Genomic DNA, 18480 nt, shown 5'->3' on the forward strand with positions numbered 1-18480 from the left:
AAACTTTAGACCACAGCAGTTGCATTACATTTCAATCTGCCTCAGGGCAGTAAAATTTTTAATATGATCAAAAAATACAAATCCAATAAGATATATTACCAAAGTACAATAGCACTTGCAGGACCTGTTGTAATTTCCCAGTTGGGGCATACCCTTGTACAGACTCTCGATACAGTTATCATTGGTCATTATGCAGGAACAATATCATTAGCGGCAGTCTCGCTGGTTCATTCTGTTTTCATGGTAGTTTTAGTCATTGGATTAGGGATTGCCTACGGATTAACACCATTAATTGCACAAGAAAATGGAAAATCAAATTTTAAGGAATGTGCTGAGCTTCTGTCAAACAGCTTATGGCTGAATGTCGCAGCTGCAATTTTTCTTTTTTTAGCAGTATATTATGGTTCTATGTTTGCCATACAGCACACAGACCAGGATCCCATGGTGGTAAAAACGGCAAAACCTTATTTACTTATTTTAAGTTTGTCTATTCTGCCTTTAATGATATTTCAAACTTTCAAACAGTTTGCAGAAGGACTGGGCTTTACAAAACAGGCTATGTCTATAACGATATGGGGAAATGTACTTAACGTAATTATCGCAGTGATTTTGGTAAAGGGAATGTTTGGTATAGAACCAATGGGAGTTCGCGGGGTAGGAATTGCAACATTGATAGATAGGGTTTTAATGATGTTGGTGATGATGTGGTATGTACTTCGATCAAAGAATTTTAGCGTTTATCTAAAGCATTTCTCCGTTAAGTTTGTTGATTTTTCAAAAATGGCAAAAGTGGTAAAAATAGGATTGCCTGTAGCGATGCAGTATGTATTTGAAATTGGAGTATTTGCCGTTGCTGCTTTAATGGCAGGTCATATAGGCGCAATGGAACAGGCTGCGCATCAGACAGCAATAACACTTGCCGCAATGACGTACATGATGGCAGGTGGAATTGCATCAGCTGCTACTATTAAAGTTGGAAATAGCTTTGGCAATCAAAACTATAAAAGACTTCAGAGTTTTGCTTATGCATCCTATCATTTAGTAATTATTTTCATGCTGTTTTTTGCTGTAATTTTTACACTCTTTAATCAATATCTGCCTTATTTAATAACAAATGATACAAATGTTGTGGCGCTTGCTTCTCAATTGTTGATAATTGCCGCACTATTCCAGCTCTTTGATGGTACACAGGTTGTTGGACTAGGCACATTAAGAGGAATGGGGGATGTAAATATTCCAACTTTCATAACCTTTGTTGCTTATTGGGTTATTGGTCTGCCGGCAGCCTATTTTTTAGGAATTTATTTTGACGCAGGAGTAAAGGGAATCTGGTATGGACTGACGCTGGGATTGTTAACATCATCTGGTTTACTGTATTTAAGATTCAGATATGTAATGAATAAAACCCTGGAAAACAATTGGAAAAAATCTGAAAACTAACAATCAATATTAGAAAGTTATTGTACATAATTTATAATATTAAGGAGAGAAGGGATCAAATTTTAATTTTGAAGCCCTTAATTTCCTATGTTTTTTTCTATCTATTCTACACGATTTCCTCAAGAAATAAAAATGCTAATTTTTGACCTCTTTTATCAATAGTAACTAGCTCTAAATGATTAATATAATACGTTTTTATTCTTCTTAAACTTTAATATAATTAAAACTACTTGGTAGTAAAAAGTTGAGTTTAATTTGTAACAGGAAGATTTCTCAAGTTCAATGAACTCTCTTAATATTAATTAGAAACTATTGTTAATCCTAAATCTTGTTTGAAAACCCAAGTCTAGCTGATATTTTTGAAAATATTAGCTATGTAATTCAATTTCAATATGTTAAATTTGTATTATTTTATTATTTAAATTTAAATTGAGGTGAGTTTCTTGTTAAAATTATTAAAAAATAAGTTTTTTTATATTATTTTGTAGTATTCAAAAGAACATACATCTTCTACACGCACTTTTTCTATCATTTGTAATACATCCACCAATTCTATTTAATTACGATCTTGAAAATTAAATAGAAAGTTACACGCTTTTCACCGATAACATTTTAACAAAAATTACTTTAAAGGAGTTTGTTAAATTTTATAATCATTAATTAAATTTTGATTGACTATGAAAAGACTACTACTATTAAGCGGTTTATTATTTTTACTATTTTTTGTAAAGGCTGAAGCTCAGGTGGGGATAGGAACACCAGCTCCTCATTTATCTTCACAATTGGATATTGTTGGCAACAATAAAGGAATACTGATTCCAAGAGTTGCCTTAAATGGCACTTCAGATATCACGACAATTTCTAATGGCAATGTTAATAGTCTTTTAGTTTTTAATACTCAAACCAACTCAGATGTTACGCCGGGATATTACTATTGGTATAGTAATAAATGGATAAGATTGGGCACCTCTGAAACTATTACTAATCTTGTTGATAATGGAAATGGAACCATAACCTATACTAATGAATCCGGTATTCCGGTGACAATTGATATTGCAAAAATTGTTTATGATTATCAGACTGTAACTTCGGCATCATTTGATCCTGTCACCAATATTTTTACTTATATCGATGAAAGAGGGCAGACAACAAATTTAAATTTATCTTCAATAGTTCCATTTGTAGAAACTCTTACTTTTATTTCTCAGGATGTTGCAGCAGGAACTATTACTTATATTGATGAAAAGGGCAATTCTACAGTTTTAAATACTGTAGCGTTAATCAAACAGCATGAAACACTAACCTCAGCTGTTTTTGATGCAACAACTGGTCTACTGACGTATAATGATGAAGATGGAACGGCCAATGCATTGAATCTGTCGACAATGATTCCGAATTTTGAGACTTTAACTTCAATTTCTCAGGATATATCAGCAGGAACCATTACTTATATTGATGAAAATGGAGCTTCGACAGTTTTAAATATAGCAGCGTTAATCAAGCAAAATGAAACTTTGACATCTGCTTCTTTTGATGCGGCGACAGGAATTTTGACTTATAATGATGAAGACGGTGTTGCCAATGCATTGAATCTTTCGACGATGATTCCGAATTTTGAGACTCTGACCTCAATTTCTCAGGATATTACAGCAGGAACCATTACGTATGTGGACGAAAAAGGAGCTTCGACAGTTTTGGATATCCTTACGTTAATCAAGCAAAATGAAACGCTAACCTCAGCTGTTTTTGATGCGTCGACAGGAATTCTGACTTATAATGATGAAGCAGGAACTGCCAATGCATTGAATCTGTCGACAATGATTCCGAATTTTGAGACTTTAACTTCAATTTCTCAGGATATATCAGCAGGAACCATTACTTATATTGATGAAAATGGAGCTTCGACAGTTTTAAATATAGCAGCGTTAATCAAGCAAAATGAAACTTTGACATCTGCTTCTTTTGATGCGGCGACAGGAATTTTGACTTATAATGATGAAGACGGTGTTGCCAATGCATTGAATCTTTCGACGATGATTCCGAATTTTGAGACTCTGACCTCAATTTCTCAGGATATTACAGCAGGAACCATTACGTATGTGGACGAAAAAGGAGCTTCGACAGTTTTGGATATCCTTACGTTAATCAAGCAAAATGAAACTTTGACATCTGCTTCTTTTGATGCAACGACAGGAATTTTGACTTATAATGATGAAGACGGTGTTGCTAATGCATTGAATCTTTCAACGATGATTCCAAATTTTGAGACTTTGACCTCAATTTCTCAGGACGTTGCAGCAGGAACTATTACTTATATTGATGAAAATGGAGCTTCGACAGTTTTGGACATTCTAACATTAATCAAGCAAAATGAAACTCTGACTTCGGCAACTTTTGATGCCACAACTGGAATCCTGACTTATAATGATGAAGACGGTGTTGCCAATGCATTGAATCTGTCGACAATGATTCCGAACTTTGAGACTTTGACCTCAATTTCTCAGGATATAACAGCCGGAACCATTACGTATATTGATGAAAATGGAGCTTCGACAGTTTTAAATATTGCAGCGTTGATAAAACAGCATGAAACACTTACTTCAGCTCTTTTTGATCCGACAACCGGAATTTTGACTTATAATGATGAAGATGGTGTTGCCAATGCATTGAATCTTTCAACGATGATTCCGAATTTTGAGACTTTGACCTCAATTTCTCAGGATGTTGCAGCGGGGACTATTACTTATATTGATGAAAATGGAGCTTCGACAGTTTTAAATATTACAGCGTTAATTAAGCAGCATGAAACTATAACATCGTTGAGTCTTTCTGCTGGGGCTTTATCTTATACTAATGAGGACGCGTCAAATCTTCCTATAAATTTAGTTTCGGCTAATGCAAATAATGCCATTACTGCAGGTACCGATGGAGCTCTTTTTGCCGATAAAACAACTTTAGCAATTGAACCATGGTTTGTTCAGGGAACTACTAATCAAGCGCTATTGAACACTAATGATATTTATCAAATGGGACGCGTTGGAATTAATAAGCAAACCGCTGATAAACAATTGGATGTGAATGGAGATTTCAGATCCACAATTATTGCACCTGATGGAAAAATCCATAGTATAGAGGCAAATAGTATTGATCTTGGCCGGCCATCTACCCATTTGTCAGTAGCGAATCAGGATCCAAGTTTAGACCTGACTATTATAGCGGTCGAAGATAGAACTGCAACAATATACACTAAAGGCTTAACTCCTCAAAGTTCATCCATTTCAACGACACCTAACTTTGGAGTACGTTTTATATTTGGTAATTCAAGTGGTGTTTTTGAAGGGGCTTATACTTTTCCCAGAAATAGTGGTCTTCCAAATCAAATACTAATGACCAATGGTACTGGTTCAACTACTCAATTGCAATGGGTTAATCCTCAGACATTGTTTAATGTGAATGCGCATAATGGTCTTCAGGGAGCAGGAGGTGGAGATGTCGTATTGGGAGGACCGTTAGAGACGCCAACAATTATTACTACAAATGCTAGTAATACTTTGGCTGTTGCAGGTTTACAGTCCTCAACAACAGTTACTGATAAAGTGGTTGTTACGGATGTAAACGGAGTGTTGAAAAACAGTTCCGGTGCTATGCCCAAATTCTTTTTTATGCCCGCCATTACATTCGATACTAGTGTAATAACAGCAGGATTAACTAAGAATTTATATCAGGAATATCTCAATCAGTTTACAAACGTAACGGTAAAAAGTACTAGTGCTCCTGTTAACATTCCATTTATGCCGAATAGCACTGATCTTTACTACTATGTTACCTATTTTGATCCAACTGTCTTTGCCAATTTAAGTATTGATGATAATGGTATTTTAACCTATGATATTATAGGCTCAGGCACACCGACTTCTTATTTGAATATTGTATTTGTATTAAAATAGAACATTATGAGAGTCAACTCAACAGATCATAAAAAATATCATTTTAAACTGCTGATTCTTTTGGCCTTGTTTTCTCCATTTTTTATTGTTAAAGTAAATGCGCAATTTACTTTTAAGGATGATTTTAAAAAGAATACTGCTCCGGATGTTATTATCGGCGGGAGTGGTGGAATCAACGGCACTGCTTATCTGACGTCAGGAATTGACGATCCTTTAGGTGCAGGATGGCTTCGTTTGACAAATGCTACTACGAATCAGGGTGGTTATGCGTATGTAAATAAATCCTTTCCATCAACTCTGGGAGTTGTAATGGATTTTGAATATAAAATGTGGAGAAACGTTCCCGATTCTTTTGACGGTGCCGATGGTATTGGGGTATTTTTGTTTGATGCTGCAGATGTAGAAACAAATGGTTTTAGATTGGGGGCTTATGGTGGTGCTTTAGGATATACTTCTAATACAGATGAAGGAATAACATATGGATTAAGAGGCGGTTATATCGGTATTGGTTTCGATGCCTTAGGAAATTATGCCAATACCATATTCGGTCCAAAAAATGGTGGTGTAGGAATTCGGCCAAATGCCGTATCGCTTCGTGGTCCGACAAATGATACTGATTTAACACAATCAAATGTTTTTTTAACAGGTGTAACTATTTTAAATGGACATAACATTGTTCCTATTACTACTCAGGGAAATTGGACAGACAACGAACTGGATTATAATACAACTGTAAGCTCAAGACCTGACGATAATACTTTTTATAGAAGAATTCAAATTGAAATGCAGCCCGTTATGGGAGGTTATCGCATTACTGTTCGCTGGAAAACAGCTCTTAATAGTGATTTTGTTCAATTAGTAGATTATACCACAACATTGCCTCCTCCAGAATTATTGTCAGTAGGTTTCGCAGCTTCTACCGGTGCCGGAGTCAATTTACACGAAGTTCGTAATTTAACCTTAACAACACCCGGAAACCTTCGAATAACCAAACAAACTGATAAAAGTTATTTACAAGCGATTACTGGTTCAGGTTTGAACCAGATTACATATTATATTGATGTGGTAAACGATACGCCGGCAGCTTTGCAAAATATCGATTTTGCAGATGTATTGACTGATGTTAACGGAAATCAAATTGCACCTTCTATGTTTGCCATTACTGGCATTTCACATACTGGTTTTTTAAGTGGCACAAATTTGCCTGTCACTTCGGCTGTAAATCAGTTTAGCGGAACATTAAATATGGCGGCCAATAGTACAGGCCGGATTATAATTACCGGGGAACTGGCCGCCAACCAAATTCCGACAGGTAATATCCTGAACAATAGAGCCGAAGTATCTCCAACAGACATTACAGATGAAGATCTGGGAAACAACATAGCAGAAGTTGCGGTACCTGTACTCGCAGAAAATGTTGACATAGTGGCTATAGAAGAATCAAACAATTTTTGTGTTACCGGAACCAATCAATTTAAACTTCGAGTTGCCAATATAGGAACAACGCCTGCAACGTTTAGAAGAATCGGAACTGCGGGACAACGTATTGCAGTTACAAAAACAGTTCCGTCAACTTATACTTATGATGATAGTGCAACTCCAGGTGGTTTCGATAATTCTGGTGTCTCTACTACAGCAAGATGGTCAAAATTTATAACGCCAGATTCTCCTTCAGCAGGACAAACAACCTATACTTATGTAGCCAGATCTCCTATTGATGACAACGATCATACATTGGCAGGACTTGGTACTGTTTATGAACCGGATTATCCCATTACTTATTCTATTACACCAGCAGTTGGTACTATCTCTTATGTAAACGCTGCCACTGTTTCTTATACCGATGTTTGTGCAACTGACCCTGCTAATTGTTATACAGGTGCTAATTTGGAACCTCTGACACCTTCTGATAATACGGCCAATAATACAATTTCAGAAACTATAAATACTGCACCAATTGCTCCTGCGGCCACAACAACGATTCAGTATTGCCAGAATGCATCGGCTGTAGCATTAACTGCCACAGCAGATCCCGGAAATACTTTGCTATGGTACACTACTTTAAATGGATCTTCTTCGGCAATAGCACCGGTTCCTTTAACAAATCAGTCCGGAATTTTTACTTATTATGTAAGTCAGGAAAATGGTTTATGCGAAGGGCCAAAAACGACTATTACGGTTACGATACTAGATTTACCAACAAGCGGATCAATTGCCGCTTCGCAAACCGTATGTAATGGACAATTACCAGCTTTTATTAACTCTGCTTCTGCAGGAACAGGAACAAATATTTCTTACAGATGGGAATCTTCGTTAGATGGAATTAGCTGGACAACAATAGCCGGAGCTACTGATTCTTTTTACCAGCCGCCTGCACAAACAGTAACGCATCAGTACCGACGCATATCGCAATCCAATTACCCTGGTGGTCAAGTATGTGAATCTGTTCCAACCAATGTGTCTGTAGTAACGGCAAAAAGATGCGAGGTGGTTTCAAATCCCATGGTTCGTCAACGAGTTAAATAAGAATAATTAATTCAGAAAAGAATAAAATGAAAACAAAGATTCTTATACTGCTATTTCTGTTTTTGATTAAAACATCAAATGCACAAAATGCCCAAACGGTGAATGAAGGTTTACTGCATGTAAATCCGAATACACTGGTTAGCATCGAGTGGAATTTCGACAACAAAAATACCGGTGATTACGAAAATAATGGTGAAGTAATTTTTAAAGGAAATTACAACAACGACGGAATTACTACTTTTGATCCTTTATTTCAGGGATTTACCCGTTTTGAAGGTTTTCAGAATCAAGATATTAAAGGCACAAAACCATCTGATTTTTTTGATGTATTATTCAATAACATAAATCCGCAGCCCGCTTTTAAATTATATAGCGAAATGTATATTAGTGGTGATGCTGATTTTAGTAAAGGTATCGTACAATCTGATGATTTTGGAGGAAGTATGATTTTTGAGCGAAACGCTACGCATACTCATACCTCAAATGAGAGTCATGTTGATGGTGAGGTCACTAAAAACGGTGGTGAAGGATTTTTATATCCTATTGGCGATAAAGGATTTTTCAGATATGCCAGTATTTCTTCTTCGGGAGATAATAATGGTAGTTTTAATGCCCATTACCTTTTTGAAAATTCTAATGCATTATACCCACACGATAAAAAAGACGCTGCAGTTATTGCCATTATAGATGATAAAGAATATTGGACAGTTGATAAAAACACCAATTCTACAGATATTATACTGACACTGAGCTGGGATGAAGCGACTACTCCAGCCGCTATTATTTCTTCTCCGCAAGATGCTATTCATATTGTCAGATGGGATCAAAGCAAACAATTGTGGATAGATGAAGGCGGAATTGTAGATGCAAATGAAAAAAGCGTTACCACAATAGCTTCAGTTTCCGGTTATGGTGCTTTTACTTTGGCACGAATAAAAGAAAATGTTGATGACGATGTTGAAATTCATGATGCAATTAGCCCAAATGAGGACGGAAAAAATGATTATTTCTACATAAAAAATATTACGAAATATCCTGATAACAGGGTGCAGATTTTTAACCGTTGGGGAATAAAAGTATTTGACACCGCAAATTATGATTCGAATGGAAATGTCTTTAGAGGCTATTCTGATGGAAGAGCAACCATTAGCCCTGATAATGTACTTCCGGACGGAACTTACTTTTATATTGTTCAATATACAAAAACAGCTGGCGGAACACTCAATACTATTAAAAAGGCTGGATATTTGTATTTAAGCAAGAGTTAATTGATCTCTCGGTATTTAACTAAATAACATTTACTTGCATACAAAGGTTGCCTTTGAACTACCTCTTAAAATCAAGTTACGATGTGGAGACAAAATTATTTTGCTTTTGCCTACATCTAAAAGTATGAGAACTATTTTTTTGAGTTTTTATGCCAATCATCTACTGTTTTAAAACTTCCAGAATAAATTGCATTTCTGCCTTATCAGTGGTCAATTCGATACTTTCCCAACTTATAATTTTGAAATAATTAAAGAGTTAAATGTAAGTGTATTGATTTGGACAGAACTACATTTAATCTTTAGAATTTCCAACTCAATGCTAAACAAAACACGCAATTTTAGTTGGACTAAAAAAGGTTTTGAATTAAATGATTTATTGACTCACGACCATATTTAAATAATAAATAGTGACATCAAAGACAAACAAAGCAGATTGTGTGCAGGATAACAATCTTTAGCTAATAATAAAAACAATCAAAATGCCTATAACTACTTGTACTATAAAAAATACCGAGATTATCTGGATTGATGCTGTTGACCCAACAAGCGACGAACTCTCCAGTATTAGTGCCAAGTATAATCTAAATTCTTACGCGTTATTGGATTGTCTTGATCCGGACCATCTTCCTAAATTTGAAGAACATAATAATACTCATTTTCTTATAATAAGAGTAGTCAATGATAATAAGGAAAAATTACAGACCGTTCAATCGCTGAGCTGTAAAATCGCTATTTTTTATAACGAATCTTTTATCATAACAGTACATCGTACGGCTCAGCCTTTAATTTCGACTATAAAGGAGACATATGTTGACACAGGTAAAGTCAAATCAAGTACGGGCATAGTAATTCATATTGTTCGCGATGCATTGCATTCCTTTGAGCAGCCTGCCATAGATTTATCTAATGAGATAGATGGTTATGAATCTAAATTATTTTTGAAAAAAAATATTCCAACCGATATGATCGAAGCTATTTATTACCTGAAAAACAGAGCAAGTTTGTATAAAAAACTGCTGTTGCTCAGTAATGAGGTCGTAAATTCAATTCGTGCAGAAGGCGAAGAAGCTCCGGCGCTTCGGGATGTTCATGATCTTCATACCAAACTTTTAATGCTCAATGACCAGGTTCAGGAAGATGCCAAAGAATTGCTCAATATTTATCTTTCCTTATCGGCCAGAAAAACAAACGATGTCATGAAAGTATTAACTGTATTTTCAGTTTTCTTCATGCCGCTGACTTTTATAGCAGGAATATACGGAATGAACTTCAAATTTATGCCGGAACTAAATTATTACTGGGCATATCCCATTTCTTTGTTTGTAATGGTTTTAGTTTCTATAATAATTTTTCTTTGGTTTAAAAGAAAGAAATGGCTTTGATAGCAACAGTTTACAATATTAAATAACAGCGATAACAGAACGAAAATGAAAAAGGAAATAATGAAAAAACGAATTGCAATTTTAGGTGGAGGACCTAGCGGACTGTTTATGTATAAAAGACTGGTAGAATCCGGTAAATCAAATTTTGAAGTGGATATTTATGAACGAAAAAATACCCTTGGTGCAGGAATGCCGTATAGCCATGAAGGAGCAAATGAGGAGCATGTAACCAATATATCGGATAACGAAACTCCCGGCATAGTTACTTCAATTTCGGAATGGATCTTAACGGTTCCCGATGATGTATTGTCAAAATTTAATATTGATTCAGGTAAATTTAATGAATATAAAGTACTGCCCAGATTACTTTTTGGATATTATCTTGCCGACCAGTTTAAACTATTGCAGCAGCAAGGTGATGAAGCCGGAATTGTAACCAGAGTGCACCACCAAAGCAATGTTGTGGATATTAGTTACAATGAAAAAGAAAAAGAAGTATGGGTAGAAACCGTTACTGATAAAGATAAATTTGATTATGCAGTAATCTGTACCGGACATAATTGGCCAGTACGTTATGAAGGAAAAGTTAAAGGATATTATGATGCTCCATATCCGCCATCAAAACTTTTACTAAAACTGAATCACGCAGTTGCTATAAAAGGATCTTCCTTAACTGCGATTGATGCCATACGAACACTCGCAAGACAAAATGGTTCATTTGAAAAAGATGAAGATGGAAATCTAAGCTTTCAAAGTCATGCCGAAAGTCCGGACTTTAAAATGATCATGCATTCCAGAAGCGGAATGCTTCCTGCTGTTCGGTTTCATCTTGAAGATTCCCATCTTAAAAGCAGCTCTCTTCTTACGGAAGAAGAAATTGAGCTGCACAGAAAAAATAATGGAGGGTTTCTGTCTTTAGACTTTGTTTTTCAAAAAGATTTCAAAGAGATTTTTAAAGATAAAGATCCTGATTTTTACAACAAGATTAAAGACCTGAGTATTGAAGATTTTGTAGTAGAAATGATGGAACTTCGCGAAAGACTGGAGCCATTTCAGCTTCTAAAAGCAGAATACGTTCAGGCAGAAAAATCCATAAAAAGGCAACAATCGGTGTACTGGAAAGAAATGCTGGCAGTATTGAGTTTTGCTATGAATCATCCTGCAAAATACCTTTCAGCCGAGGATATGCAGCGCCTTCAAAAAGTGCTGATGCCTTTAATTTCAATTGTAATAGCATTTGTTCCGCAAAAATCCTGTACAGAATTACTGGCCCTTCATCATGCAGGCGTTCTTGATATTATTCCTGTTGGTGCAGAAAGTACTGTAGAACCTCAAAACGGTGGCGGAATTTTGTATCATTTCTGTGATCAGGATCAAAATCCTCAATCGGTGTATTATAAAACTTTTGTTGATTGTGTGGGTCAGCCTCATTTATCTTATGCTGATTTTCCTTTTAAAAGTTTACGCTCTCAAAAAGCAATTACACCTGCTAAAATAAAATTCAAATCCAATGAAATAGGGCATTTGGCTTTTTCAGAAGGCAATAGTGCTATAGAAAAAGACAGTACCGGAAATTACTTTTTAAACGTGTCCGGAATTGCCATTAATGATAATTTTCAAATTATTGACCAGTACGGCGCATATAATGAAAACCTGTATATTATGGCTGTTCCTTACATTGGTGGTTATAATCCGGATTATTCAGGACTGGATTTTTGTGAAGCAGCATCTTTGCGCATTATAAACAGTATGGAGGAAAACGGAATTAGCTAATTACATTTCGCTCAAATTAGGGATTGTATTTATTTTTTAAAGTACTGATAATCTGAATCAAAGTAAGTCGATTATGTGTTAAATAAGGTAAGCCTGAAGTTTTACAAAATCTGCTTTTTTTTTAATAAAACATTTCTCATTTCCCAATATTTAAAACCCTATATTTGTTATATAAAATTACAAAATTATACCACATGCAAAATAACTTCCTGGGAGGCTTGAAAGAGCACGAAAATAAATTATTAACAATATGGTCTCAGCTTTTAATCGAAAGTGGATCAGATGACGGAGCAGTTGAAGAAGAAGAATCAAAAGAATTTGCTTCTCTTTTTTTAAGCGCGCTGGCTACATTAAAGGGCAGATTTCAGGATTCTCCGGAATTTGAAAAAGTAGAAGATCTAATTGTTGGAATCTCGTCTTCAAGAGGTAAACGTGGCTTTTCACCAAGAGAAAACGCTCAATACCTAACCACTTTCAAACAAGCGTCTTCGCAAATTCTTTCAGAACTAATAAAAGATACTGAGGACTTGTATCAGGCCAATTTGCAGTTGAATGCTATTTTGGACAATATGACGATTATGACTTTTGAAGCCTTCATGAGAGGAAGAGAAGATGTAATATCAAGACAAGTAGATGAGATCAGTGAAATTTCGACTCCGGTTATTACAGTTTGGGAAGGTATAGTTGCACTGCCAATTATTGGAACTTTAGACAGTTCAAGAACGCAGATTGTAATGGAGAATTTGCTACAGCAAATTGTTGATACAGGAAGTTCTATTGCTATTTTGGATATTTCCGGAGTTCCGGCAGTAGATTCACTTGTAGCGCAGCATCTTATCAAAACAGTAAGCGCAACAAGATTAATGGGAGCAGAATGTATCATTAGCGGAATCCGTCCTGAAATAGCGCAGACTGTAGTGCATTTAGGGATAGATCTTACAGGTATTATTACCAAAGCATCGCTTGCAAGCGCTCTTAAAACAGCATTTGATATGTTGCAGCTTACAGTTGTTAAAAGAAAATTAGTTTAAGATTTTATAATTAATATGGAGAGAATTCCTATACTAAAAATGGGCGATTTTCTGCTTGTTACCATACAAGTAGATTTGTACGACCAGCTGGCAGAAAATCTTGAATCAGATTTAATTAACACCATCAGCAAGCACAGTTCAAAAGGGGTGTTAATTGATATATCTGCTGTTTCTATAATCGACTCTTTTATGGGGCGTATTTTAGGAAACATAGCAGTGATGTCTAAAATTATGGATGCACAAACAGTTGTAGTTGGAATGCAGCCTGCTGTTGCTATTACCCTTGTTGAACTTGGATTATCCTTAAACGGAGTTATAAGTGCCCTGAATGTTGAAAAAGGCATGGATCTACTGCGCTCAAAAATGCACACCAGCGATAATGAAGAGCAGGATTATGACTACGATAACGAATAGTAAAGAAGAAGCCTTAATTGTAAAAGAACAAGATGTGGTGCCGTTACGCAACCGTGTAAAGGAGTATGGGGTAAAAATGGGTATGAGTATTTTAAATCAAACCAAATTAATTACCGCAACCAGCGAACTTGTTCGTAATCTCCTAAAATATGGCGGCGGTGGCAGAGTCATCATTGAATCGGTCAGTAATGGCCGTGATAATGGCGTACGCGTTACTTTTATAGATAAAGGTCCCGGAATAGCCGATATATCATTGGCTATGAAAGATGGATTCAGTACAGGAAAAAGCTTAGGCTTAGGACTTCCTGGTACCAAAAGACTTGTGAATGAATTTGATATTAAATCAGAACTGGGTAACGGAACTACCGTTACTATAACAAAATGGAAAAATGGATAATACTTTTTCCAGCTATAAAATTGACGATCGAAGCCTGATTGCTTTTATAAAAAGAGAAATACATAACTTAGCACTTCACATAGGTTTTACACCACACAGAGCTGCTGAGACCGATATTATTGTGGCAGAATTAACTTCTAACCTGATCAAATATGCAAAGGGAGGAGAACTTCTCTATCGCGCTAATTTGGAAGATGGAAATAAAATAATCGAAATATACTGTCTCGATAAAGGTTTGGGGTTTGAAAATTTAGCCAAAGTGATGAATGATGGCTATTCTTCATCCAACACGCTCGGTAACGGATTAGGTGCCATTAAAAGATTGAGTAACGATTTTCAGATCTATTCCATGAAAAACTGGGGATGTGTGCAGTATATCAAAATCGGTGAAAAATCAGATTTGCCTTTGCTTCCTTTGCAAAGCGGTTTAAATTATGCTGCAATTGCAGTTAACTATCCGGGAGAAAAGTTTTGTGGAGACGGCTACCATATTAAGTCTACAAAAAAAGGTTTTCAAATATTTTTAGGTGACGGTTTAGGCCATGGTGAAAATGCGAATGAAGCCATACAGTTAGCTATTAAAGCTTTCAGGCAGTCTGTAGAAACAGAGCCTTCGGAAATTTTAAGGGATATTCATGTAAAGGTAAAAAAGAGCAGGGGATTTGTTGGCACAATAGCATCTGTTGATTATAATTCAGAAGTATGGAGTATCTGCGGTATAGGCAATATTAGTACCAGAATTTACGACGGACTGGAAAATAAAACCTATACGCCGTATAACGGAATTATTGGCCATAATATTCCGCGTACTTTAAACAATACTAACGTTCCTTATAAAAAACATCAAATTATTGTCATGCACAGTGATGGATTACGCACCAGGTGGAATCTAAACGAAATGACCTCAATAGTAAAACAGCATTCTGGTATAATAGCATCGGCTATCCTAAAAGAAAACATAAGGGGTACAGATGACGCATCAATTCTTGTAGGTAAAATAATGTAAGTGCCATGAAAGATATTATTAAAATAAATCTTGACAACGAAATGGACTTGATACTTGCCCACAAACGATGCATGAAAATTGCCGAAATGTGTGGTATGCCTTCATCATTCCAGACGAGATTTTCGACAGCGGTTTCTGAAATTGCAAGATGCGCCATTGCAAAAGGCAAAAATTCGCTTTTGGTGATTGGTATAAATACTATTAAGACAACACAAAAACAAATTGTTGCAATTATTACAGATAGTGTTGATTTAAAAAGCACTAACCCGGAAGCCTTTAATTATGCTTCTAAAATTTCCGGAGATATAGAATACAGTTTTAAAGGCAATCAATCTACTACCAGAATAATTCAGCCGGTAATTTCGCCGGGGCTTCTTTCAGAAACAAAGATAAAATCGTTTGTTGATTATTTTAAGTTTGAGCCTCCTTTATCTCCCTATGACGAGATCAGGAAAAAAAATATTGAATTAATTGCCTTATCAGAGAAGCTGTCAGAAAGTGAAAACCGATACAGAAAATTAGCCAATACAATTCCGATCTTGATTTGTGAGGTTAATGATCGAAATAAAGTGCTTCTTTATAATGAATCACTGGCGAATTTTTTAAAAGTTCCGCCACCCAATTTTGAAAGAAAAAATTTGATGAATTTTGTTCATCCTGACGACATTGAAATAATGGTTGATGGATGGAATAAAGCAAAAGCGAACCGATCTTCCTTTTTAGGTGAAATCCGAATTACAGACACTTCTACATACGCTTGGCATCTTGTTAGTATGATTCCGAATAAATCAGAAGATGGTTCTTTCAACAGCTGGCTCGTTTATTTTACAGATATAAACGCGCAAAAGATGGTCGTTGAAACGCTGAAAGATAATTCAGAATTAAAAATGATTCAACGTGAATTAGAAAGTGTCAATTCCAAATTATTATTTAAAAATAAAGAGCTGGAACAGTTTGCCTATATTGCCAGTCACGACTTGCAAGAGCCGCTTCGTAAAATTATGATTATGCTTTCCCGTGCAGGCCAGCATTTATCAGAAGAGCAAAAGAAGCAATATTATTTTGACCGAATTACATTATCAGCAACACGATTATCAGAATTAATTACAGACGTTCTCAATTATTCAAGAATAGACAACAGCAAGCAAATTTTTAAAGAAGTAGACCTGAATGAAATAGCTGATGAAATTTTAGGTGATTTGAGCATGATCATTGAAGAAAAAAATGCAGTAATTACTATTGAACCTTTACCAGAAGTTTTAGGACTCAGTACACAGTTGCGCCAATTATTTTACAATTTGGTAAATAATGCACTTAAATTTAATACAGCACTTCCCTTAGTTACCATTTCTTCTAAATTGATGCCCGATGAAAAAGATCAATTGGCATTATCAGGCAATTACAATATTATCTCAATTGCAGATAACGGAATTGGAATTGACAGCCAATATTCAAACCGGATCTTTAATATGTTCCAGCGATTGCATGAAAGAGATCAGTACGGAGGGAACGGAATAGGTCTCGCACTGTGTCGACGTATTATTGAAAATCATAACGGAGTAATTAATTTTACAAGTACACCTGGAAAAGGAACTGTTTTTTGGATTTACTTGCCCAAAAAACAAGAATAGCAAAGGATCCAAAGTGTTACAATTTAAAGAAATACTATAAAGGAGTGAAGTAATTTTCCTTTGTATATTTTAATAATAGTGTATTGCAGTTGATTTATTTTCGCGCCAGGACATTTATTATTAAAAAAAACCTCTTAGATATATTTCTAAAAGGTTTAACTTAAATATTGATAAGCTGCAGCATTAGTTTCCTCATTAATATTTTACTTTTACTATTGGTCAATTTAACTTTCTGCTGTAAAATAACGATTGTCCTGAATATAATTGTGATTATTAGAGTAGGCTTCCCCTCAAAAATAATTTCAAAAATGCTTTCGTAGTATTGGCGTAATTAAGCACAAGTATCCCCGTAAAAAACACTCTTAGATGTTTCCCTGGATTCCTAAATTAATTACTATGAACCTTGCTGTGCAGGTGTTTGATAATTTTCTATTTGCGAATTGATAACATCCTTATATTTTGCAAGTCCTATTCCTATTATTGGAATAGATAATTTTCCTATAATAGAACCAGCTTGTGTATGGCCTGTTTTATTTAAATAACTTGACAAAAGCAAAGTCCCTATCGCACCAAAAAGAATTAATTCTCCCGGAACGTCGGCAATTTTATTTTCGATTAATGTTCTGATTTCCTCAAGATTTTCCTGATTGATTAAATTTTCCATATTTTCTGTTTGTTAAAATGTTACTACTTTAATGAACTTAAAATTACAGGTAAAATCAATCATTACTTTATATAATAGAATCATCAAGTTATATAATTATCAGGATGTTGCAGAGTGTATTGATTACTTTTTTGCTGTTGCGCAGGCTATTTTGGCAAATGATTTTTTTTTCCTATCTTAACCATAACGTTAGATCAGGTATCTGATAATACTAAAGGCAACTTGAGATTACTACTAAATAGATAATTTATGAAGGCACTTCTTATTGGAGCTACGGGCTCTACCGGAAAATTTCTGCTCAATGAACTCATTCAGGATGACGACTATACTTCTGTAACCATTTTTGTAAGGCGGTCGACAGGCAGATCGCATCCAAAATTGACAGAACATGTGATTGATTTTTCTACTATAGAACAGTATCAGCAACTCATTACCGGAGATGTTCTCTTCAGTTGTCTTGGTACAACACTCAAAGCGGCCGGTTCAAAAGAGAAGCAATGGGATATCGATTTTCATATTCCCGCAACATTTGCTGCTATCGCAAGGAAAAACAGAGTCAATTCGCTTGTATTGGTTTCCTCTGCAGATGCTTCTCCAACGAGCAGAATTTTCTATTCCAGAATGAAAGGAGAGCTGGAAACCGCAATTACAGAGATGGATTTTGGACAGTATATTATATTTAGGCCAGGTCCATTATTGCGAATAGGTACAGATAGACCAGCCGAGAAAATAATGGTAAACGTGCTTAATATCTTTAACAGTATAGGACTGCTAAAAAAATACAAGCCTCTTCCAACCGAAGTCTTGGCGATGAAACTGGCAAAAGCACCTTGGAAATTACCTCAGGGAACTTCTGTTGTAAAATTGGCGGAAATCGCCAGTTTTTAATAAGGCCGCTTTAGAAATAAAAAAAGCAACAAAGCCTCTCTAAAGGTTTTATTGCTTTTTACTTCTTGTTTTGTCAATTAAAATATTGAAAAAAGAAGAAATTTTCAATTCTG

Annotated in this window: 14 protein-coding genes; 13 read left to right on the forward strand and 1 reads right to left on the reverse strand. The window is 35.4% G+C overall.

Annotation, left to right across the window (positions count from 1 at the left end):
* Positions 1–63 precede the first annotated feature (63 nt).
* The 11 genes from B0M43_RS16470 to B0M43_RS16520 all read left to right on the forward strand — a co-directional run bounded on the left by B0M43_RS16470 (position 64) and on the right by B0M43_RS16520 (position 16815).
* A complete protein-coding gene (locus tag B0M43_RS16470; RefSeq protein WP_078007266.1) occupies positions 64–1440 on the forward strand; it encodes an MATE family efflux transporter in 1377 nt (458 codons plus the stop codon).
* Between the two features lie 677 nt (positions 1441–2117).
* Entirely contained in the window at positions 2118–5387 is a 3270-nt protein-coding gene (locus tag B0M43_RS16475) for a hypothetical protein (RefSeq protein ID WP_078007265.1), read from the forward strand.
* Between the two features lie 6 nt (positions 5388–5393).
* A complete protein-coding gene (locus B0M43_RS16480) occupies positions 5394–7913 on the forward strand; it encodes a hypothetical protein (RefSeq protein WP_078007264.1) in 2520 nt (839 codons plus the stop codon).
* A gap of 26 nt (positions 7914–7939) precedes the next feature.
* A complete protein-coding gene (locus tag B0M43_RS16485; RefSeq protein WP_078007263.1) occupies positions 7940–9181 on the forward strand; it encodes a gliding motility-associated C-terminal domain-containing protein in 1242 nt (413 codons plus the stop codon).
* Between the two features lie 479 nt (positions 9182–9660).
* Positions 9661–10563 carry a CorA family divalent cation transporter gene (locus B0M43_RS16490; RefSeq protein ID WP_078007262.1) on the forward strand — a complete coding sequence of 301 codons (903 nt, stop codon included), beginning with the start codon at positions 9661–9663 and terminating at the stop codon, positions 10561–10563.
* Positions 10564–10608: 45 nt separating this feature from the next.
* Positions 10609–12336, forward strand: a complete 1728-nt coding sequence (locus tag B0M43_RS16495) for an FAD/NAD(P)-binding protein (RefSeq protein ID WP_246860140.1) — start codon at positions 10609–10611, stop codon at positions 12334–12336.
* 194 nt (positions 12337–12530) lie between these two features.
* Positions 12531–13367 (forward strand): STAS domain-containing protein, encoded by an 837-nt coding sequence (locus tag B0M43_RS16500; RefSeq protein WP_078007261.1) that lies wholly within the window; start codon positions 12531–12533, stop codon positions 13365–13367.
* A 15-nt stretch (positions 13368–13382) separates the two neighbouring features.
* Positions 13383–13781 (forward strand): STAS domain-containing protein, encoded by a 399-nt coding sequence (locus B0M43_RS16505; RefSeq protein WP_078007260.1) that lies wholly within the window; start codon positions 13383–13385, stop codon positions 13779–13781.
* Entirely contained in the window at positions 13762–14178 is a 417-nt protein-coding gene (locus B0M43_RS16510; RefSeq protein ID WP_078007259.1) for an anti-sigma regulatory factor, read from the forward strand. Before B0M43_RS16505 ends, B0M43_RS16510 begins: the two co-directional genes overlap by 20 nt.
* Positions 14171–15184: a SpoIIE family protein phosphatase gene (locus B0M43_RS16515; protein WP_078007258.1), complete on the forward strand. Its 1014-nt coding sequence runs from the start codon at positions 14171–14173 to the stop codon at positions 15182–15184. Before B0M43_RS16510 ends, B0M43_RS16515 begins: the two co-directional genes overlap by 8 nt.
* Positions 15185–15189: 5 nt before the next feature.
* Positions 15190–16815 (forward strand): ATP-binding protein, encoded by a 1626-nt coding sequence (locus B0M43_RS16520; RefSeq protein ID WP_078007257.1) that lies wholly within the window; start codon positions 15190–15192, stop codon positions 16813–16815.
* Between the two features lie 394 nt (positions 16816–17209).
* Here B0M43_RS16520 and B0M43_RS16525 read toward each other — a convergent pair whose 3' ends face one another.
* The gene (locus B0M43_RS16525) at positions 17210–17479 is read right to left on the reverse strand and encodes a hypothetical protein (RefSeq protein WP_078007256.1); all 270 of its coding nucleotides are present in this window, start codon (positions 17477–17479) and stop codon (positions 17210–17212) included.
* A 31-nt stretch (positions 17480–17510) separates the two neighbouring features.
* On the opposite strand from B0M43_RS16525, the gene B0M43_RS24480 reads away from it, so the two are divergent.
* Both B0M43_RS24480 and B0M43_RS16530 read left to right on the forward strand, forming a co-directional pair.
* Positions 17511–17660 (forward strand): hypothetical protein, encoded by a 150-nt coding sequence (locus B0M43_RS24480; protein ID WP_165606675.1) that lies wholly within the window; start codon positions 17511–17513, stop codon positions 17658–17660.
* A 68-nt stretch (positions 17661–17728) separates the two neighbouring features.
* Positions 17729–18367 carry an NAD(P)H-binding protein gene (locus tag B0M43_RS16530; protein ID WP_078007255.1) on the forward strand — a complete coding sequence of 213 codons (639 nt, stop codon included), beginning with the start codon at positions 17729–17731 and terminating at the stop codon, positions 18365–18367.
* Positions 18368–18480: the final 113 nt, after the last annotated feature.

Origin of the sequence: Flavobacterium sp. KBS0721 (assembly GCF_002007065.3) — a bacterium.
Taxonomy (GTDB): domain Bacteria; phylum Bacteroidota; class Bacteroidia; order Flavobacteriales; family Flavobacteriaceae; genus Flavobacterium; species Flavobacterium piscis.

Coding starts and splice junctions, on each gene's coding strand:
- B0M43_RS16470 (WP_078007266.1), top strand. CDS start 64: ATGATCAAAAAATACAAATCCAATAAGATATATTACCAAAGTACAATA.
- B0M43_RS16475 (WP_078007265.1), top strand. CDS start 2,118: ATGAAAAGACTACTACTATTAAGCGGTTTATTATTTTTACTATTTTTT.
- B0M43_RS16480 (WP_078007264.1), top strand. CDS start 5,394: ATGAGAGTCAACTCAACAGATCATAAAAAATATCATTTTAAACTGCTG.
- B0M43_RS16485 (WP_078007263.1), top strand. CDS start 7,940: ATGAAAACAAAGATTCTTATACTGCTATTTCTGTTTTTGATTAAAACA.
- B0M43_RS16490 (WP_078007262.1), top strand. CDS start 9,661: ATGCCTATAACTACTTGTACTATAAAAAATACCGAGATTATCTGGATT.
- B0M43_RS16495 (WP_246860140.1), top strand. CDS start 10,609: ATGAAAAAGGAAATAATGAAAAAACGAATTGCAATTTTAGGTGGAGGA.
- B0M43_RS16500 (WP_078007261.1), top strand. CDS start 12,531: ATGCAAAATAACTTCCTGGGAGGCTTGAAAGAGCACGAAAATAAATTA.
- B0M43_RS16505 (WP_078007260.1), top strand. CDS start 13,383: ATGGAGAGAATTCCTATACTAAAAATGGGCGATTTTCTGCTTGTTACC.
- B0M43_RS16510 (WP_078007259.1), top strand. CDS start 13,762: ATGACTACGATAACGAATAGTAAAGAAGAAGCCTTAATTGTAAAAGAA.
- B0M43_RS16515 (WP_078007258.1), top strand. CDS start 14,171: ATGGATAATACTTTTTCCAGCTATAAAATTGACGATCGAAGCCTGATT.
- B0M43_RS16520 (WP_078007257.1), top strand. CDS start 15,190: ATGAAAGATATTATTAAAATAAATCTTGACAACGAAATGGACTTGATA.
- B0M43_RS16525 (WP_078007256.1), bottom strand. CDS start 17,479: ATGGAAAATTTAATCAATCAGGAAAATCTTGAGGAAATCAGAACATTA.
- B0M43_RS24480 (WP_165606675.1), top strand. CDS start 17,511: ATGAACTTAAAATTACAGGTAAAATCAATCATTACTTTATATAATAGA.
- B0M43_RS16530 (WP_078007255.1), top strand. CDS start 17,729: ATGAAGGCACTTCTTATTGGAGCTACGGGCTCTACCGGAAAATTTCTG.